The organism is Rhodococcus sp. 114MFTsu3.1 (genome assembly GCF_000383555.1).
GTDB lineage: Bacteria > Actinomycetota > Actinomycetes > Mycobacteriales > Mycobacteriaceae > Rhodococcoides > Rhodococcoides fascians_E.
In genome coordinates this window covers 141,510-159,664 of the sequence record NZ_KB911547.1, presented here as the reverse complement: position 1 = coordinate 159,664, position 18,155 = coordinate 141,510, and the positions used below count along the sequence as shown (strand labels likewise).

At 65.6% G+C, this 18,155-nt stretch carries 1 protein-coding gene (only partly in view); it reads left to right on the top strand.

Annotated features, from left to right (window positions below; translation table 11 throughout):
* Positions 1-18,061: the 3' portion of a non-ribosomal peptide synthase/polyketide synthase gene (locus H292_RS26935; RefSeq protein ID WP_155949781.1), read on the top strand. The gene continues 12,017 nt to the left of window position 1, outside the view; only the last 18,061 of its 30,078 coding nucleotides appear in the window; its start codon lies off the left edge, out of view; its stop codon occupies positions 18,059-18,061.
* The last annotated feature ends 94 nt before the right edge of the window (positions 18,062-18,155 follow it).

The window sequence follows — 18,155 nt, the reverse complement described above, 5'->3', positions numbered from 1 at the left end:
CGACGTCGTCCGTTGGACCTTCGGATCGGACGCCGTGATCGCCGACCCGAACGCCGTGACCATCGAGTTCGTCGGGCGATCGGACTTCCAGATCAAGGTCCGCGGATTCCGTGTCGAACTCGGCGAGGTCGACGCAGCACTGACCGAACACGACAGCGTGTCCTTCGCGGCCACGCTCGGACGTGAACTTCCCAGCGGCGCAACCGGTCTGGTTGCCTATGTGCTCCCGGCGCGTGGGGCGACAGTGGACGTCGAGGGTCTCACCGAGTTCGTGGCGAAAACTCTTCCTGCGCACATGGTCCCGGCGTCGATCATCGTCCTCGACAGTGTTCCGTTGACCCCGGTGGGCAAGCTGGACCGTGCGGCGCTACCGGAACCGGTGTTCGCCGAACAGGAATTCCGCGGTGCGACCGGAGAAATAGAGACGATCATCGCCGAAGTCTTCGCCGATGTGCTGAACATGGAGCGTGTGAGCGTCGACGAGTCGTTCTTCGCTCTCGGCGGCGACAGCATCGTGTCGATTCAACTGGTCTCGCGGGCGCGCGCACGGGGTATCTCGTTCACCCCTCGGGACGTGTTCGAGCGCAAGTCCGTTGCCGCGCTTGCCGAGGTCGCCACCGTGATGAGCGAGACCACGGACGTCCCGGTGGTGGAAGAGCTGCCCGGCGGCGGACTGGGTCCGCTGGCACTGACGCCGATCATGAAATCCATCCTCGAAGGTCCGGGTGGATTCGCGAGGTTCGCGCAGTCGGTGGCGGTTACGCTGCCCACCGGCATCGACCACGGGCTGCTGAGCAGGACCATCGGCGCGGTCGTCGATCACCACGACGTGCTTCGGTCCGTCGTCGAGCGTGCCGAAGGCGGCGAGTGGACGTTCTACGTCCGGGATCACGGCACCGTCGACGTCGAGGATCTGCTGGTTCGCGTCGAGCTCGACTCCGGGCTCGACGACGCAGAGGTTCGCGCGCGTGCCGAGTCCGCACTCGACGAGGCAAAGGACCGCCTCGATCCCGAGCGTGGTCGGATGTTGGAAGTCGTCTGGTTCGACTTCGTCGGTGACGGGCCTGCGCGGGCAGGCATCCTCCTCCTGGTTGCACACCACTTCGTGGTCGACGGCGTGTCGTGGCGAATCCTGCTGCCCGACCTCGCCGTGGCATGGGGGCAGGGAGCGGCCGAGCAGCCGATCACACTTCCTGCCGTCGGTACGTCGATGCGTCGGTGGGCCCACGGTTTGGTCGACGCCGCTCACGACAGCGAGCGTGAAGCTGAAATCGGTTGGTGGACAGACGTTCTGACAGGTACCGATCCGCGAATCGGTTCTCGCGCGTTCGACGCGCGAGTCGACACGCTGTCGTCGACCGACCGCGTCGACATCGAACTGTCCGCGGCGGTCACCGACGCCGTGCTCACCCGAGTACCGAGCGCGTTCAACGGTGGTGTCAACGACGGACTTCTGGCCACCCTGGCGTTGGCTCTCGGCGAATGGCGTTCCCGAACCGGCGCTGTGACCTCCGAGAGCCTGGTCAAGCTCGAGGGCCACGGTCGCGAGGAAGACATCGTGCCGGGTGCGGACCTCTCCCGCACCGTCGGATGGTTCACCAGTGCGTTCCCGGTCCGGCTCGATTTGAACGGGATCGACGTCGACGACGCTCTGGCCGGTGGCACAGCGGTCGGCGACGCGGTCAAGGCCGTGAAGGAACAGCTCCTCGCTGTGCCGGACAAGGGAATGGGCTACGGTCTGCTCCGCTACTTGAACGGTGAGACGGCCAAGGTTCTGCAGTCCAGCGCGAGCACTCCGCAGGTCAGCTTCAACTACCTGGGACGCGTGTCCACCGAGGGCATCTCGGCGGAACTGACCGGCGGCGCCTGGCTCCCGTCCGCGGTGTTGGCGGACGTCGGTGCACCGGGTGATCCGGACATGCCGGCCAATGCCGCGGTGGACATCAACTCTGCCGTTGTCGACACTGTCGACGGACCCCGTCTGACCGCAAGTTTCACGTTCGCGACAGGGATGCTCACCCGCACCCAGGTGTCCGAACTGGTCGAGCTGTGGGATCGTGCGCTGACCGCGCTGACCGAACACGTGGCAGGAGACAACGCAGGGGGACTGACTCCGTCGGACGTTCCGCTCGTGTCCGTGTCGCAGGCCGACATCGATCGATGGGAGGCGACGTACCCTGCGGCGGCGGACATCTGGTCGCTCGCCCCGTTGCAGTCTGGCCTGCTGTTCCATGCGTTGATCGCCCAGTCGACCGACGCACGGGCTGGGTCGGTCGACGTCTACACGATGCGGGTCGTGCTACGGCTGAGCGGAAACGTCGAGCGTGAGCGTCTTCACGGTGCTGCTCAGGCGCTGCTCGACCGGTACGAGAACCTACGGACGGCATTCGTACAGAATGTGGACGGTACGTCGGTTCAGTTGGTGCTGGATCGAGTCGACGTGCCGTGGAGGGACGTCGACCTGACGTCGCTGCCGGAATCGGAGCGCGAGGCGGCCTTCGACGAGCTCCGTGCGGCCGACAAGATCGAGCCGTTCGATCTGACGTCGGCTCCGCTGATGCGGTTCACGTTCGTGACCGTGTCGGCCACCGACGTACGGTTCCTCGTGTCGAGTCACCACCTTCTTCTCGACGGATGGTCGACGCCGCTGTTGATGCGAGATCTCTTGGCTCTGTACGCGCTCGAAGGTGACGTGTCGTTGCTGCCTCGCGTGCGTTCCTACCGGTCGTTCCTCGGCTGGGTCGCGGAGCAGGACGCACGCGTCTCGGTCGACAAGTGGATCGAGGCCTTGGCAGGTGTCGAGGAACCGACGATGCTCACGTCGGCCGAGCGTGCCGGAGAGGCGTCCACCGATATCGGTGAGGTGATTCTGGATCTGAGCCCGGCGTTGTCGTCGGCGCTTCACTCGGTCGGAGCGCAACTCGGTGTCACGCTGAACACGATGGTTCAGGCAGCGTGGGGTCTGCTCCTCGGTCGGTCCGTGGGAAGCAACGACGTGTTGTTCGGCGCCACGGTGTCCGGACGCCCGGCGGGTCTGGCAGGCGTCGAATCCATGGTGGGTCTGTTCATCAACACCCTCCCTGTCCGTGTCCGGTTCGACGGCCACGAATCGGTCGAGTCCGTACTGGTGCGGCTGCAGGGTGAACAAGCCGATCTGCTCGATCATCATTACCTGGGGCTCAACGAGATTCAGCGAGCTGTGAATCTGGGAGCGTTGTTCGACACCCTGACGGTGTTCGAGTCGTATCCAGTCGACGAGGCCGGTCTCGCCGAACAGGCGAAGAACATCGACGGCATGTCGGTGTCCGGGGTCGAGCTGGAGGACGCGACCCATTACCCGCTCACGCTGCTCATCGCGGTGGATTCACAGGTGCATCTGAAGCTGAAGTACCTGACCGATGTTCTGGACGGCGCGGCCGTGGCCACCATGATGGGCCGGTTGGAACGCATTTTCGAGGCTTTCGCGGCGGATCGAACGGTCGCTATCGGCGACGTCGACCTGTCCGACCCGAGCGAACGCGCACTGATCGCTGCCGCGAACGACACCGCTCACGATGTCGACGAGTCGGCAACGCTCGTCTCGATGTTCGACGCCCAGGTGGCGAGGACACCCGACGCCGTGGCGCTGAGGTTCGATGGCGAATCACTGACGTACGCCGAGTTCCATCGCCGGGTCAATCGACTCGCCCGTGCCCTCGTCGAGCGCGGTGTCGGCGCGGAATCGCTTGTCGCGGTTGCCTTCAAGCGCTCGCTCGATCTGATGGTCGGCGTGTACGCCGTGCTGGAAACCGGTGCAGGCTACGTGCCGATCGATCCGGATCAGCCTGCCGATCGCGTCGAGTACATCCTGAACACCTCCGCGGCGGCGACGGTTCTGACCACGTCGCGAGAACGGTTCCGGGCGGACGACGCGGTGGTGCTCGAGATCGACCGTCTGGGGCTCGACGAGTACTCGGATGCGCCGCTCGTCGACGCGGACCGCATCGGTGTTCTGCGTCCGTCGAATGCGGCATACGTGCTGTTCACCTCGGGCTCGACAGGTCGGCCGAAGGGCGTGACGATCACTCACGCCGCCATCGTGAACCGCCTTGTCTGGATGCAGGACCAGTACGGTCTACGGGCCGATGACGTGGTGGTGCAGAAGACACCGGTGACGTTCGACGTGTCGGTGTGGGAACTCTTCTGGCCGCTGCAGATCGGCGCCCGTTTGGTGATCGCGAGGCCGGACGGACACCGCGACCCGGTCTATCTGGCGGAGTTGATGCGCGGCGAGCGGGTTTCGGTCGCACACTTCGTGCCGTCGATGCTTGCCGTGTTCGCCGCGGAGCCCACAGCGAACGGTGCCGACGCGCTTCGATGGATCTTCGCGTCCGGTGAGGCGTTGCCGCCGGCCACTGCGCGGACGATAGGGTCGGTTCTGCCGGCCGCTCGGTTGGTCAACCTGTACGGCCCCACCGAAGCGGCCGTCGACGTGACCTACCACGACGTCGTCGACGCGGACGTCGCGTCGGTGCCGATCGGGCGTCCGGTGTACAACACCCGAGTTCACGTGCTGGACGATCGACTTCGCTCGGTGCCGGTCGGGATGGTGGGGGAGCTCTATCTCGCCGGTGTGCAGCTCGCTCGCGGTTACCATTCGCGTCCCGATCTGACGGCCGACAGGTTCGTCGCCGATCCGGCGGACAGGCACGGTGGCCGCCTCTACCGCACCGGCGACCTGGTTCGCTGGACGTCGAACGGCGAGCTCGAGTACATCGGTCGCTCGGACTTCCAGGTCAAGCTTCGTGGTCTGCGAATCGAGCTGGGAGAAATCGAGTCCGCTCTTCTGCGTGCCGATTCGGTGGCTCAGGCCGTCGTACTGGTCGTACGCGATCAGCTGGTCGCCTACGTCGTGCCCACTGCAGGCGCGTCGGTGGACGTCGATGCTGTAGTCGCGTCGGCGGCGACCACGCTTCCGGAGTACATGGTTCCGGTGTCGGTTCTCGTTCTCGACGAACTTCCGGTGGGACCGTCGGGCAAGCTCGACCGTAGAGCGCTGCCGGAGCACACGTTCGAGAGCTCGGCCGAGTTCCGCGGTGCCGAAACCGATGTCGAGCGAGTACTCAGCGAGGTCTTCGCGGACGTCCTCGGTCTCGACGCGGTCGGCATCGACGACTCGTTCTTCGCGCTCGGCGGCGACAGTATCGTGTCGATCCAGCTCGTTGCACGCTCTCGGGCGAGAGGTGTCGTGATCACCCCACGCGACGTCTTCGAGCTGAAGACCGTCGCGGGTCTCGCTTCGGTGGCCGCCGCTGCCGAGAACCTCGTCGACGAGGTCGTTCTCGGTGAGCTCGACGGTGGCGGAATCGGTTGGGCACCACTGCTTCCGTTCGCTCGGTCGATGACCGATCGGGGTGGGTCGTTCGATCGCTTCGTGCAGTCGGTGACCCTCGAGTTGCCCGTCGGTATCGACCGTCAGGGAATCGTGTCGACCATCCTCGCCGTGGTGGACCGCCACGACGGACTCCGGGCGCGCCTGGTGAACGAGTCCCAGGGGTGGGGTCTCGAGACTTCCGCACCCGGTTCGGTGTCGATCGATCGTCTCGTCGACCGCATCGAAGTGGGCGCAGAGCTCGACCTCGACGAGGTTCTGGCTCGTACCGCAGCGGCCGTCGACGATTCGATGTCGCATCTCGACCCGTTCGCAGGCGACATGCTCCGCTTCGTCTGGGTCGATTTCGGTTCGTCGAGGAGCGGCCGTCTCGTCGTCGTGGCACACCACCTCGTCGTCGACGGCGTGTCCTGGCGAATCCTCGTGCCGGACTTCGTCTCCGCCTGGGCGCAGACGGCGGCGGGTGCAGTCCCCGCTCTGCCCGAGGTCGGCACGTCGGAGCGTCGCTGGGCGCACGCCCTCGCGGACGAAGCGCGTTCGCCTCGTCGTCTCTCGGAGATGGATCTGTGGCGCAGCGTCGCGGGAACTCCGGATCCGGTCCTCGGTACGCGCGCGTTCGACCCTGCCCGTGACGTCACGTCGACGGTGGAACGTTGTGCGATCGAGTTGTCGCCGAGCGTGACTCGCGCCCTGCTGACCGCAGTGCCCGATGCCTTCCACGGTGGAGTGTCGGACGGGCTGTTGGCCGGTCTTGCCCTTGCCGTACGAGAGTTCCGTGCGCGTCGCGGAGTGGATGCGCCTGCGACATTGGTTCAACTCGAAGGGCATGGCCGCGAAGAAGAACTGATTCCAGGTGCGGATCTCTCGCGCACCGTCGGATGGTTCACCAGCATGTACCCGGTCCGTCTCGACCTCACCGGAGTCGACCTCGCCGACGCACTCGACGGTGGCCCCTCCATCGGTGCCGCGGTCAAGCTGGTCAAGGAACAATTGCTCGGCATTCCGGACAAGGGCATGGGATACGGGCTGTTGCGGTACCTCAACGAGGACACCGCGAACGAGCTCGGCTCGCTGTCGACCGGTCAGATCAGTTTCAACTACCTCGGTCGTGGTAGCACCGGTGAGGTTCCGGAAGGAATCGAAGGGTGGCTTCCCGCAACCGATTTCGACGATCTGACCATCAGCGGTGACGCCGACATGGCGGCGAACAAGACCGTCGACATCAATGCGATCGTCCGCGGAGCCGGGGACGATTCGGCGCTCGCTGCGACGTTCGCATTCCCCGTCGGTGCCATCGATGCAGACGACGTTCGGGAACTGGCCGATCTCTGGGTGGGCGCGCTGACCGCTCTGGCCGCTCACGTGGCGGACGGTACCGCAGGCGGTCTGACACCGTCGGATGTCCCGCTGGTCCGTATCGGTCAGCGCGAGATCGACGTTGTCGAACAGCGCTACCCGTCGACGCGTGACATCTGGTCGCTCGCGCCGCTGCAATCGGGCTTGTTGTTCCACGCACTGCTCGCGGAGTCGTCCGTCGACGTGTACACGATGCAGATGGTTCTGCGCTTGACCGGCGACGTCGATGCCGGTCGTCTTCGTACCGCTGCGGCGTCGCTCGTCGACCGGTACGACAACCTGCGGACCGCGTTCGTGACGGTCGCCGACGGCTCCACCGTTCAGGTGGTCCAGGACGACGTCGAACTCCCGTGGGCCGAGCACGACTTGTCCGGACTCCCGTCGGGAGATCGTGAGCGTGCGTACGAGGAGCTGCGTGCGGGGGAGCAGGAAGCTCGATTCGACACCGCCACGGCACCTCTCGTGCGTTTCACCCTGGTGAAGATCACCGAGGACGACAGTCGGCTGCTGTTCGCGAACCACCACGTCCTGCTCGACGGATGGTCCATGCCGTTACTGATGCGGGACCTGTTGGTTCTGTACGCCGCACACGGCGACGCGTCCGGTCTGCCGCGTGTGTCGTCCTACCGAACGTTCCTGTCCTGGATCGCACGTCAGGATCGAGCACGGTCCGAAGGCGTGTGGGCCCGAGCGTTCGAGGACGCTCCGGAGCCGACGATTCTCGCTCCCGGTGCCGTGGGACGTGAGATCACGTCACGGTCGGGTGCCGTGGAGACAGTCCTGTCGGCAGAGTTGTCCTCGTCGCTGACGCACTTGGGCGCCCGCCTCGGAGTCACCGTGAACACGCTGGTTCAGGCCGCGTGGGGAATCCTGCTGTCGGCATCGACCGGACGGGACGACGTCGTCTTCGGCGCGACGGTATCCGGCAGGCCTGCAGGACTTCCCGGCGTCGAGTCGATGGTCGGCCTGTTCATCAACACACTCCCGATCCGTGTTCGCCTCAACGCAGCCGAGTCCGTCGAGTCGGCGCTCACGAGGCTCCAGGCCGAGCAAGCCGATCTGCTCGATCACCACTACCTCGGGCTCACCGACATCCAGCGCGCAGCCGGTGTCGGTGCCCTCTTCGACACACTGACCGTGTTCGAGTCCTACCCCGTCGACGAAGAAGGGCTCGCGGCCCAGGCGTCGAACATCGACGGCATGGCCGTGTCCGGTGTGGAGTCGAACGACAGCACGCACTACCCGCTGACGTTGCTCATCGTCGCGAACGACCGAATTCGGTTGACACTGAAGTACTTCGAGGACCTGTTCGACGAAGATCACGTGGCAGCACTGATCGGCCGGATGGAGCGCATTCTCACCGCCGTGGCCGTCGATCCGAGCGTCAGGGTCGGCGACCTCGACCTTCTCGGCGACGACGAACGTCATGCCCTGGTCGTCGATCGCAACCAGACCGATCATGCCGTCGACGAGGCGTTGCTCCTGGACGCCTTCTTCTCCCGCGCAGAATCGACTCCCGACGCACCTGCCTTGACGTTCGAAGGCGACACGATCAGCTACCGCGAGTTCGCCGACCGCGTCCATCGGCTGGCGCGCTACCTGGCCGGCCACGGTGTCGGGCCGGAGATCGCGGTGGCAGTCGGCATGCGCCGGTCGATCGATCTGATGGTCGGCATCTACGCCGTCGTGGAGGCAGGCGGAGCGTACGTTCCTCTCGATCCGGAACAGCCTGTCGATCGTCTCGAGTACATCGTGGACGTGGCGAACGCGGTGCTCGTGCTCTCGACCGAGCGCGACGCGGTGGAGCTGGGTGCAGGTTCACCCCCGGTGATGGACATCGACACGCTGTCGCTGTCGGAGTATCCGGCGGTTGCGCTCGGTCCGTCGGACCGGACCGTCGGGCCGGACAACAGTGCATACGTGCTGTTCACCTCGGGTTCGACGGGTCGGCCCAAGGGTGTCACGATCACTCATCGCGCCATCGTCAATCGCCTCGAGTGGATGCAGGCCGAGTACGGACTGCACGACGCCGACACCGTCGTACAGAAGACACCGGTGACGTTCGACGTGTCGGTGTGGGAACTGTTCTGGCCCATGCGTGTCGGCGCGAGAACCGTCGTTGCGCGGCCGGACGGTCACCGCGATCCCGCATATCTCGCACAGCTGTTCGCGCGGGAGTCGGTCTCGGTGGCGCACTTCGTGCCGTCGATGCTCGGTGTGTTCTCGGCAGAACCAGGTGCAGCCGATGCTCGCGACCTTCGGTGGGTGTTCGCGTCCGGTGAGGCATTGCCGGAATCGACTGCGGCAAAGATCGTGTCGCTGCTTCCGTCGGCGCGGCTGGTCAACCTCTACGGGCCGACCGAAGCCGCAGTCGACGTGACGTATCACGAGTTCGTCGCCGCGGACACCCGCGGTGTCCCGATCGGTCGACCGGTCTGGAACACGCAGGTGTACGTGCTCGACAACGCTCTTCGGCCCGCTCCCGACGGCTCCGAGGGAGAGCTGTATCTCGGTGGCGTTCAATTGGCACGCGGCTACAGCTCACGACCTGATCTGACCGCGGACCGATTCGTCGCGAACCCCTTCGGACTCGGGCGGCTGTACCGCACGGGTGATGTCGTGCGGTGGAACACAGCCGGCGAACTCGAGTACGTCGGCCGCTCCGATTTCCAGGTCAAGCTGCGCGGACAACGAATCGAGCTCGGTGAGATCGAGGCCGCCCTCGTCGCAGACCCTGCGGTCGCACAGGCTGTGGTGGCCGTACGCGACGATCGTTTGGTGGCATGGGTCGTTCCGTGGACGGCACGCACGACAGTCGCGGACATCTCGTCGGAAGCCGAGACTCGACTGCCTGCGTTCATGGTTCCGTCGGCTGTCGTGCTGCTGGACGGTCTTCCGCTGACGAGCTCGGGCAAGCTGGATCGCAGGGCACTTCCCGATCCGGAGGTCTCGGCCGCGGAATTCCGTGCGCCCTCGACTCCGATCGAACAGGCCGTTGCGACGGTGTTCTCCGACGTGCTCGGCGTGGAGTCCGTCGGCCTGGACGACGACTTCTTCTCCCTGGGCGGCAACTCACTGGTGGCGACGCAGGTCGTCGCCAGGCTCGGCGCTGCCCTGGATACGACGGTCCCGATCCGGGTTCTCTTCGACGCCACCACGGTCGGCGGTCTCGCACGTGCAGTGGAAGCACACGTGGGGGCCGAAGGAACGGGCTCGCAGGGCCGTGTCGCACTGGCGGCTCAGGACCGCCCGGAACGGATTCCGCTGTCGCTCGCTCAGCAGCGGATGTGGTTCCTCAACCGTTTCGACTCTGCCTCCGCGGTCAACAACATCCCCGTCGCGATACGACTGACGGGCGAGTTGAACACCGAGGCGCTGCGCGACGCGGTGACCGACGTCCTCAGCCGACACGAGACGATGCGGACGGTCTACCCCGAGGTCGACGGTGTCGGGCATCAGGTGATCCTCGAGCCGTCCCAGGTCTCCATCGATCTGGCGCCGCACGCTGTGTCCGAATCGGACGTGGTGAACGAGGTCGTGTCGATCGTCTCGATCGGGTTCGACGTCACTCGAGACGTCCCCGTGCGCATTCGGTTGCTGGAAGTGAGCCCCGAGTCGCACGTTCTGGTGTTCGTCGTGCATCACATTGCTGCAGACGGGTTCTCGATGGGCCCTCTGACGCGCGACGTGATGACGGCCTACGCGGCACGCACTGCCGGCGATCGACCGCAGTGGCAACCGATGGACGTGCAGTACGCGGATTACACGCTGTGGCAACGCAGCGTTCTGGGCAGTGAGGACGACGCGTCGTCGCTCGTGTCGGCGCAGATCGACTACTGGAGGTCTCAGCTGTCCGGGTTGCCGGATCAGATCGACCTACCGTTCGACCACGCTCGACCCGACGTGGCGAGTTACCGCGGGCGAACCACACAGTTCTCCGTCTCACCGTCTCTGCACCGCAGTCTCGAAGAGCTTGCGCGGGCACACGATTCGACCGTGTTCATGGTCGTGCACGCAGCGTTGGCCGTGCTGATGGCGCGGTTGTCCGCGTCCGAGGACGTGGCGATCGGTACGCCCGTCGCAGGACGCGGTGATGCGCGCTTGGACGACTTGATCGGCATGTTCGTGAACACGCTGGTACTGCGCACCGAGGTGTCGCCTGCAGTTGCGTTCGACGCGGTGCTGGCACAGGCGCGTGAAGTCGATCTGCAGGCGTTCGGCAACGCCGACGTTCCCTTCGAGCGCTTGGTGGAGATCCTGGACCCGCAGCGGTCGCAGGCTCGTCATCCGCTCGTGCAGGTGGTGCTCGCATTCCAGAACCTCGGTCGCACGGCCCTGGAACTGCCGAACCTGTCCGCGGAGGCGGTGCAGTTCGATGCGGAGATCGCGAAGTTCGACCTGCAGTTCACCTTCGAGGAGGAGACCGGCGGCGGTTACACCTGCTACGTCTCGTACTCGACCGATCTGTTCGACGAGTCGACGGTCGTGTCGATGGGGGAGCAGTTCCTCGCTGTTCTCGGTGGTGTCGTGACCGATTCGTCTCGGGCGGTCGGTGACATCGAGATCGTCGATGCGCTGACGCGTGATCGTGTTCTCACTCAGTGGAGTTCGTCGGGTTCGGACGTGTCGGTGAGCGAGGCGACGCTGATCGATCGGTTCGAGGCAGCTGTGTCCGCGCATCCGGGTGGTGTGGCCGTCCGTTTCGGAGACGAGTCGGTGACGTACGCGGAACTCGACGGCCGGGCCGATCGTGTCGCGCGAGCTCTGATCGAGGTCGGAGCACGTCCGGATGCGCTCGTTGCGGTGGCGCTCCCGCGGTCGGTCGAGTTGATCGTGGGCTTGTTGGCGGTGCTGAAGGCCGGCGCAGGCTACCTGCCGATCGACCCGTCGTACCCGTCCGAGCGGATCGCGTTCATGGTCGACGATGCGAGTCCGGTTGCGGTCCTCACCGATTCGGCCGTGCTGGAGGGCGAGTCGATGGCACCGGTGCGCGCCGGTTCCCTCCCGGTCGTGGACTTGTCTCTTCTCGAAGGCGAGGGGCGCATCGACGACGGCCGTGAGGATGCGGACAGGGTGTCCGATGCGGATCGACGCGCTCCGTTGCGTCCCGAGCACTTGGCGTACGTCATCTACACGTCGGGTTCGACGGGTCGTCCCAAGGGTGTGCTGATTCCGCATCGTACGGTCGTCCGACTTCTCGACAACACGGACGCATCGTACGGTTTCGGGCCGGACGACGTGTGGACGATGTTCCACTCCTACGCGTTCGACTTCTCGGTGTGGGAGCTGTGGGGTCCGTTGGCTTTCGGCGGCACGCTGGTGATGGTGGACTACTTCACGTCCCGGTCACCGGAAGCGTTCCGCGAGCTTCTCGCCGCCGAACGTGTCACGGTGTTGAATCAGACGCCGTCGGCGTTCTACCAACTTGCCGAACTCGACCGGGTGCAGGCCGCGGATGCGGGTGAGCTGTCTCTGCGGTACGTGATCTTCGGTGGTGAGGCTCTCGAGCCTCGTCGTCTCGCTGGATGGTTCGATCGCCACGGCGACGGCAGCACGGCGGGGCCGCGACTGGTGAACATGTACGGCATCACCGAGACGACGGTCCACGTGTCCTACCGCCCGTTGACGGCGGAGTCCATCGGCTCGGCGTCGGTGATCGGTGCACCCATCACAGGGTTGGGTGTCTACGTGCTCGACACTCGGTTGAACCCGGTGCCCGTGGGAGTGGCGGGCGAGCTGTACGTCTCCGGTGGGCAGTTGGCTCGTGGCTACCTCGGACGCGCCGACCTGTCGTCGGTGCGGTTCGTGGCCAATCCCTTCGGCGAGGGTCGGCTCTACCGCACAGGCGACGTTGCTCGATGGACGCGGCGTGAGGACGGTAGCGGCGAGCTGGTGTACCTCGGCCGTGCGGACGATCAGGTCAAGGTGCGAGGATTCCGCATCGAGCTCGGCGAGATCGAGGCTGCCGTCTCGGCTCAGAACGGCGTGACAGCGGCGGCGGTCGTGGTGCGTGAGGACTCGCCGGGTGCGGTTCGTCTCGTTGCCTACGTGGTGGGTTCTGCCGACCTGGACGCGGTGCGAGCGGGAACGGCGCAGTCCGTTCCGGAGTACATGGTTCCCTCCGCGTTCGTGCAGATGGACGAGATTCCGTTGACGGTCAACGGCAAGCTCGATCGGCGTGCTCTGCCGGAGCCCGCGGCGGTGGCCACGGCGTTCCGTGCGCCGTCGACACCGATCGAGGAGATCGTCGCGGGAGTGTTCGCAGACGTGCTCGGTGTCGCGCGCGTCGGTGTCGACGACGACTTCTTCTCGCTCGGCGGAAACTCGTTGCTCGCAACGCAGGTGGTGTCTCGGCTCGGTAGTGCCTTGGATGCGTCGGTGCCGGTGCGGCTGTTGTTCGAAGCCTCGTCGGTCGGCGACCTGGCTGCACGCGTCGAGTCCGCCGTCGGAGGTGGGCGCACCGAACTGGTCGCCCGCGAACGGCCGGCGAACGTGCCGTTGTCCTTGGCGCAGCAGCGCATGTGGTTCCTCAACCGCTTCGACAGTGCGTCGACGGCGTACAACATCCCGATGGCACTTCGCCTGTCGGGCCGCCTCGACGAGGACGCGTTCTCCGCGGCCATCGGTGACCTCGTGGCACGCCACGAGACGCTCCGAACGGTCTACCCGGAAACGGACGGTGGTGCCGTACAGCGGGTGCTCTCGTCCGAGCGTGCCGGGATCTCGTTGCACATCGAGGATGCCGATCCGGCGTCGGTGACCGAGAAGGTGATGGCGCTGGCCGCCACCCGATTCGACGTCACGACCGAAGTTCCGGTACGCGTCACCCTGTTCCGGGTCGGTGCCGACGAGTACGTCGTGGCGATGGTGGTTCACCACATCTCCGCCGACGGTTCGTCGATGGTTCCGATGACGACCGACCTGATGACCGCGTACGCGGCGAGGACGACGGGCACCGAACCGCAGTGGACACCACTGCCGGTCCAATACGCCGATTACGCGCTGTGGCAACGCGAGGTTCTCGGCCGAGAAGACGATCCGACGTCGGTCGGCGCGCAACAGTTGGACTACTGGAAGACTGCACTCGCAGACCTGCCGGACCAGCTGACCCTGCCGATCGACAAGCCGCGTCCTGCAGACCAGAGTTTCCGGGGCGGCCGCGTCGAGTTCACGGTTCCGGCCGGTACACACGCCGCACTGCAGGAGCTCGCTCGCGCACACAATGCGACCGTGTTCATGGCCGTGCACGCGGCGTTCTCGGTACTCCTCGCGCGCCTGTCGGGCATGAACGACATCGCCGTCGGTACGCCCATCGCAGGACGCGGAGAAGCGGCGCTGGACAATCTCGTCGGCATGTTCGTCAACACTCTGGTCTTCCGACTCGACGTGGACGGCGGCCGGGACTTCGTGGACCTGCTCGCGCAGGCACGCGAGACGGATCTACGGGCGTTCGCCAACGCTGATGTTCCGTTCGAACGCCTCGTGGAGGTCCTCAACCCCACGCGGTCGACGGCACGGCACCCGCTGTTCCAGGTCGGTTTCTCGTTCCAGAACGTGGCGCAGACGGCCCTCGAGCTCGGTGATCTGACGGTGTCGGCGGTGGACGCGGACTCGGGTAACTCGCAGTTCGATCTGCACCTGATCCTGGCGGACAAGTACGACGACTCGGGTGCGCCTGCGGGCTTCGAGGCGCTGATGACCTACGCGACCGATCTCTTCGAGCCAGAGACGGTCGACGCCGTCGTCGCACGCTTCGTCCGCGTCCTGGAGGAGGTCGTGGCGCGGCCGGACGTTCCGGTCGGAGACATCGACATCACCTCGCCCGGCGAACGCGTCGAGCTGGTGTCGACGTGGAACGACACCGCTCGCGACCTCGGGGCGGACCGAACTCTCGTCGATCTGTACGACGCGCAGGTACGGCGCAGCCCGGACGCGACCGCGGTCGTGTTCGACGGTGTCTCGCTCACCTACGCCGAGTTCGACGCTCGCGTCGAGCGCGTCGCGCGGTCGCTCGTCGAGCGCGGCGTCGGACCCGAAAGTCTGGTGGGACTTGCCATTCGACGGTCCACCGACCTCGTGGTCGCGATGTACGCGATCGCCAAGGCCGGGGGTGCGTACGTTCCTCTCGATCCAGATCAGCCGATCGAACGCACCGAGTACATCCTGTCCGTGGCGGCACCGGTCTGCGTGATCACCACGGCTCGCGATAACGTCGTCATCGACGGCTCCGTCGATCTGGCGGATCTCGAGAAGGACGCGGATGCAGTCCGGACGACGGACGCGCGCGCGCTTCGCAGTGACAACCGCGCGCTTCGCGCCGACAACACGGCGTACGTGATCTTCACCTCCGGGTCGACCGGTAAGCCGAAGGGCGTCGCGGTTTCGCACGGCGCCATCGTCAACCAGTTGGTGTGGAAACACGCGGAATTCGGGATGAACTCGTCGGATTCGGTGCTGCTGAAAACCGTTGCGACGTTCGACCTCTCGGTGTGGGAGTTCTGGTCCGCCCTCACCGTCGGTGCATCCATGGTGATCGCCTCGGCCGACGGTCACCGTGATCCGGACTACCTGCTGGGTCTGCTCCGTGACCACGAGGTGACGACACTGCACGTGGTGCCGTCGATGTTGTCGATGCTGACCACGGTGTCCGACGGTGCACTGCCACCGACGCTGCGGCGAGTCCTGGCGATCGGTGAAGCACTGCCCGCGGCGACCGCGTCGGCGCTGAAGAAGGCGAGTTCCGCGGAGCTGTACAACCTGTACGGGCCCACCGAGGCGGCGGTGTCGATCACCTCGCACCGCGTCGTCGACGGTGACACCACGACGGTTCCGATCGGAAAACCGGAGTGGAACAGTCGGGTTCACGTTCTCGATGCGCGTCTGCAGCCCGTTCCCGTCGGCGTCAGCGGTGAGCTCTACCTGGCGGGATCTCAGCTGGCGCGTGGCTACCACGGTCGGGTCGATCTGACAGCCGATCGATTCGTCGCAAATCCGTATGCGAGCTCGGAACGTATGTACCGAACGGGCGACATCGTGCGGTGGACGCGCTCGGGTGAGCTGGAGTACATCGAGCGTGCGGACTTCCAGGTCAAGGTTCGCGGATACCGCATCGAACTCGGTGAAATCGAATCTGCCTTGCGCGGACTCGATTCCGTTCGCGACACCGCCGTGACCGTCTACAACGACGGACGCACCGGTGACCAGCTGGTGGCGTACGTCGTGCCGAACCTCGCCGGGGGCGAAGACGGCACAGATGCCGAGACGATTCGGATCGAGCTGACCCGAATCCTCCCGTCGTACATGGTTCCGTCGGTGTACGTGATGCTGGATGCGTTGCCGCTGAACGCCAACGGCAAGCTCGATCGCGCAGCACTGCCGGAGCCGGAGACGACCGTCGGGGAGTTCAGGGCCCCGACCAATCCCATCGAGGAAGTCGTCGCACGAACGCTGTCCGACGTGCTCGGTCTCGCTCGTGTCGGGTTGGACGACGACTTCTTCGCACTGGGCGGAAACTCCCTGATCGCGACGCAGGTGGTGTCCAGACTGGGCGCAGCCCTCGATACCCGCATTCCGGTGCGGACGATCTTCGAAGCGTCGTCGGTGGAGGCGCTGGCCGCACGGGTTCAGCCACTCGTCGGTGGCGGGGCGCGGGTTCCGCTCGCTCCGCGCATCCGGCCGGACGCGGTTCCGCTGTCGCTTGCGCAGCAACGGATGTGGACCATCAATCAGGTGGACACCTCGTCGGCTGCGTACAACATCCCGGCAGCCGTGCGGTTCACCGGTGCGCTGAACACGGCAGCGTTCGCAGCCGCCATGGCCGATGTGATCGAACGTCACGAAGTGCTCCGGACGCGGTACCCGGACAGTGAGGACGGACCGATCCAGCTGATCGGCTCGGTGTCGGACGCTCTGCCGGATCTGACGCCGATTCCCGTCACTGAGAGCGACGTCTTCGGCCGCGTCGGCGCGATCCTCGGTGAAGGCTTCGACGTGACGAGCGAGGTGCCGGTTCGTGCGGCTCTGTTCGCCTTGTCCGACACCGATCACGTGTTCGCGCTCGTTGCGCATCACATCACGGCAGACGGGTTCTCGATGCGCCCGCTCATCCGCGACGTGATGCTCGCGTACACCTCTCGTGCCGCGGGGGATGCTCCGCAGTGGGCACCGTTGCCGGTGCAGTACGCGGACTTCAGCCTGTGGCAGCGCGAGGTGCTCGGTAGTGAGGACGACCCGGACAGTGCACTCGGTGGGCAGCTCGCGTTCTGGACTCGTGAGTTGGCCGGGCTTCCGGACTTGTTGCCCTTGCCGACCGATCATCCGCGACCGGCGCGGCAGTCGACGATCGGTGAGGCGTACGAGTTCACGCTCGGTGCCGATATCGCGGGGCGTATCGAGAAGACCGCTCGCGAGCACAACGCGACCGTCTTCATGGTGGTCCACAGTGCGTTGGCGGTGCTGCTGGCCAGGCTCAGCGGCACCGACGACATCGCTGTCGGAACGCCGACGGCGGGCCGAGGCGAGGAAGCCCTCGACGATCTGGTCGGCATGTTCGTCAACACCTTGGTGTTGCGTTCGTCCGTGCAGGGAGGGTCGACGTTCTCCGAGTTGTTGGCGGACACGCGTGACCGCGACCTGGCGGCCTTCGGCAACGCCGACGTGCCGTTCGAGCGGCTCGTCGAGCAGATGGGTAGAACGCGATCCAGTGCGTATTCGCCGCTTTTCCAGGTGATGCTGACGTTCCAGAACGCTGTCAGCGGCACGTTCGAGCTTCCCGGGCTCGAGGTGTCGACCCTGGCGGCAGACGAGGATCAAGCCAAGTTCGACCTGCAGTTGACTGCGATCGAGCAGTTCGACGAGTTCGGTGCGCTCACCGACGTCCGGGCGCTGCTGAACTACGCGACCTCGATCTTCACGAGATCGACCGTCGAGAAGATCGCGGACAGGTTCCGGCGCATCCTCGACACGGTCACCCAGGATCCGTCCGTGACGCTTCGATCGATCGACATCCTGACGGAGTCGGAACGTGCGGCGCTGACACCGAAACGAGCTCCGCGGACAGTGGACGACCTTCCGTCGCTGGTGTCGGAGGCTGCGTCGGTGAGCCCTGCGGCGACCGTTCTGGCGCACGAGGGGCGTGAGATCTCGTTCGAGGAGTTGTCGGACAAGCTCGCGTCGGTGTCCAAGGCGATGGGTACGACCCTCAAGCCCGAGGCGTTGGTCACCGTTGCTCTGTCGCAGTTGGTGCCTGGAATCCTCCCTGCGCTCGGTGCTCAGGGGTACGCGGAAGCGGTAGCGACGATGATTTCCGCGGCCGAGGACGTAGTCGGCCCCTGACCCACGACGACAGCTGACCCACGACGACAGCTGACGTCCCCACCGAGTAATTCCTCGGCGGGAGAGGGGGACGTCGGCTGCTGTCGTGGGAGTA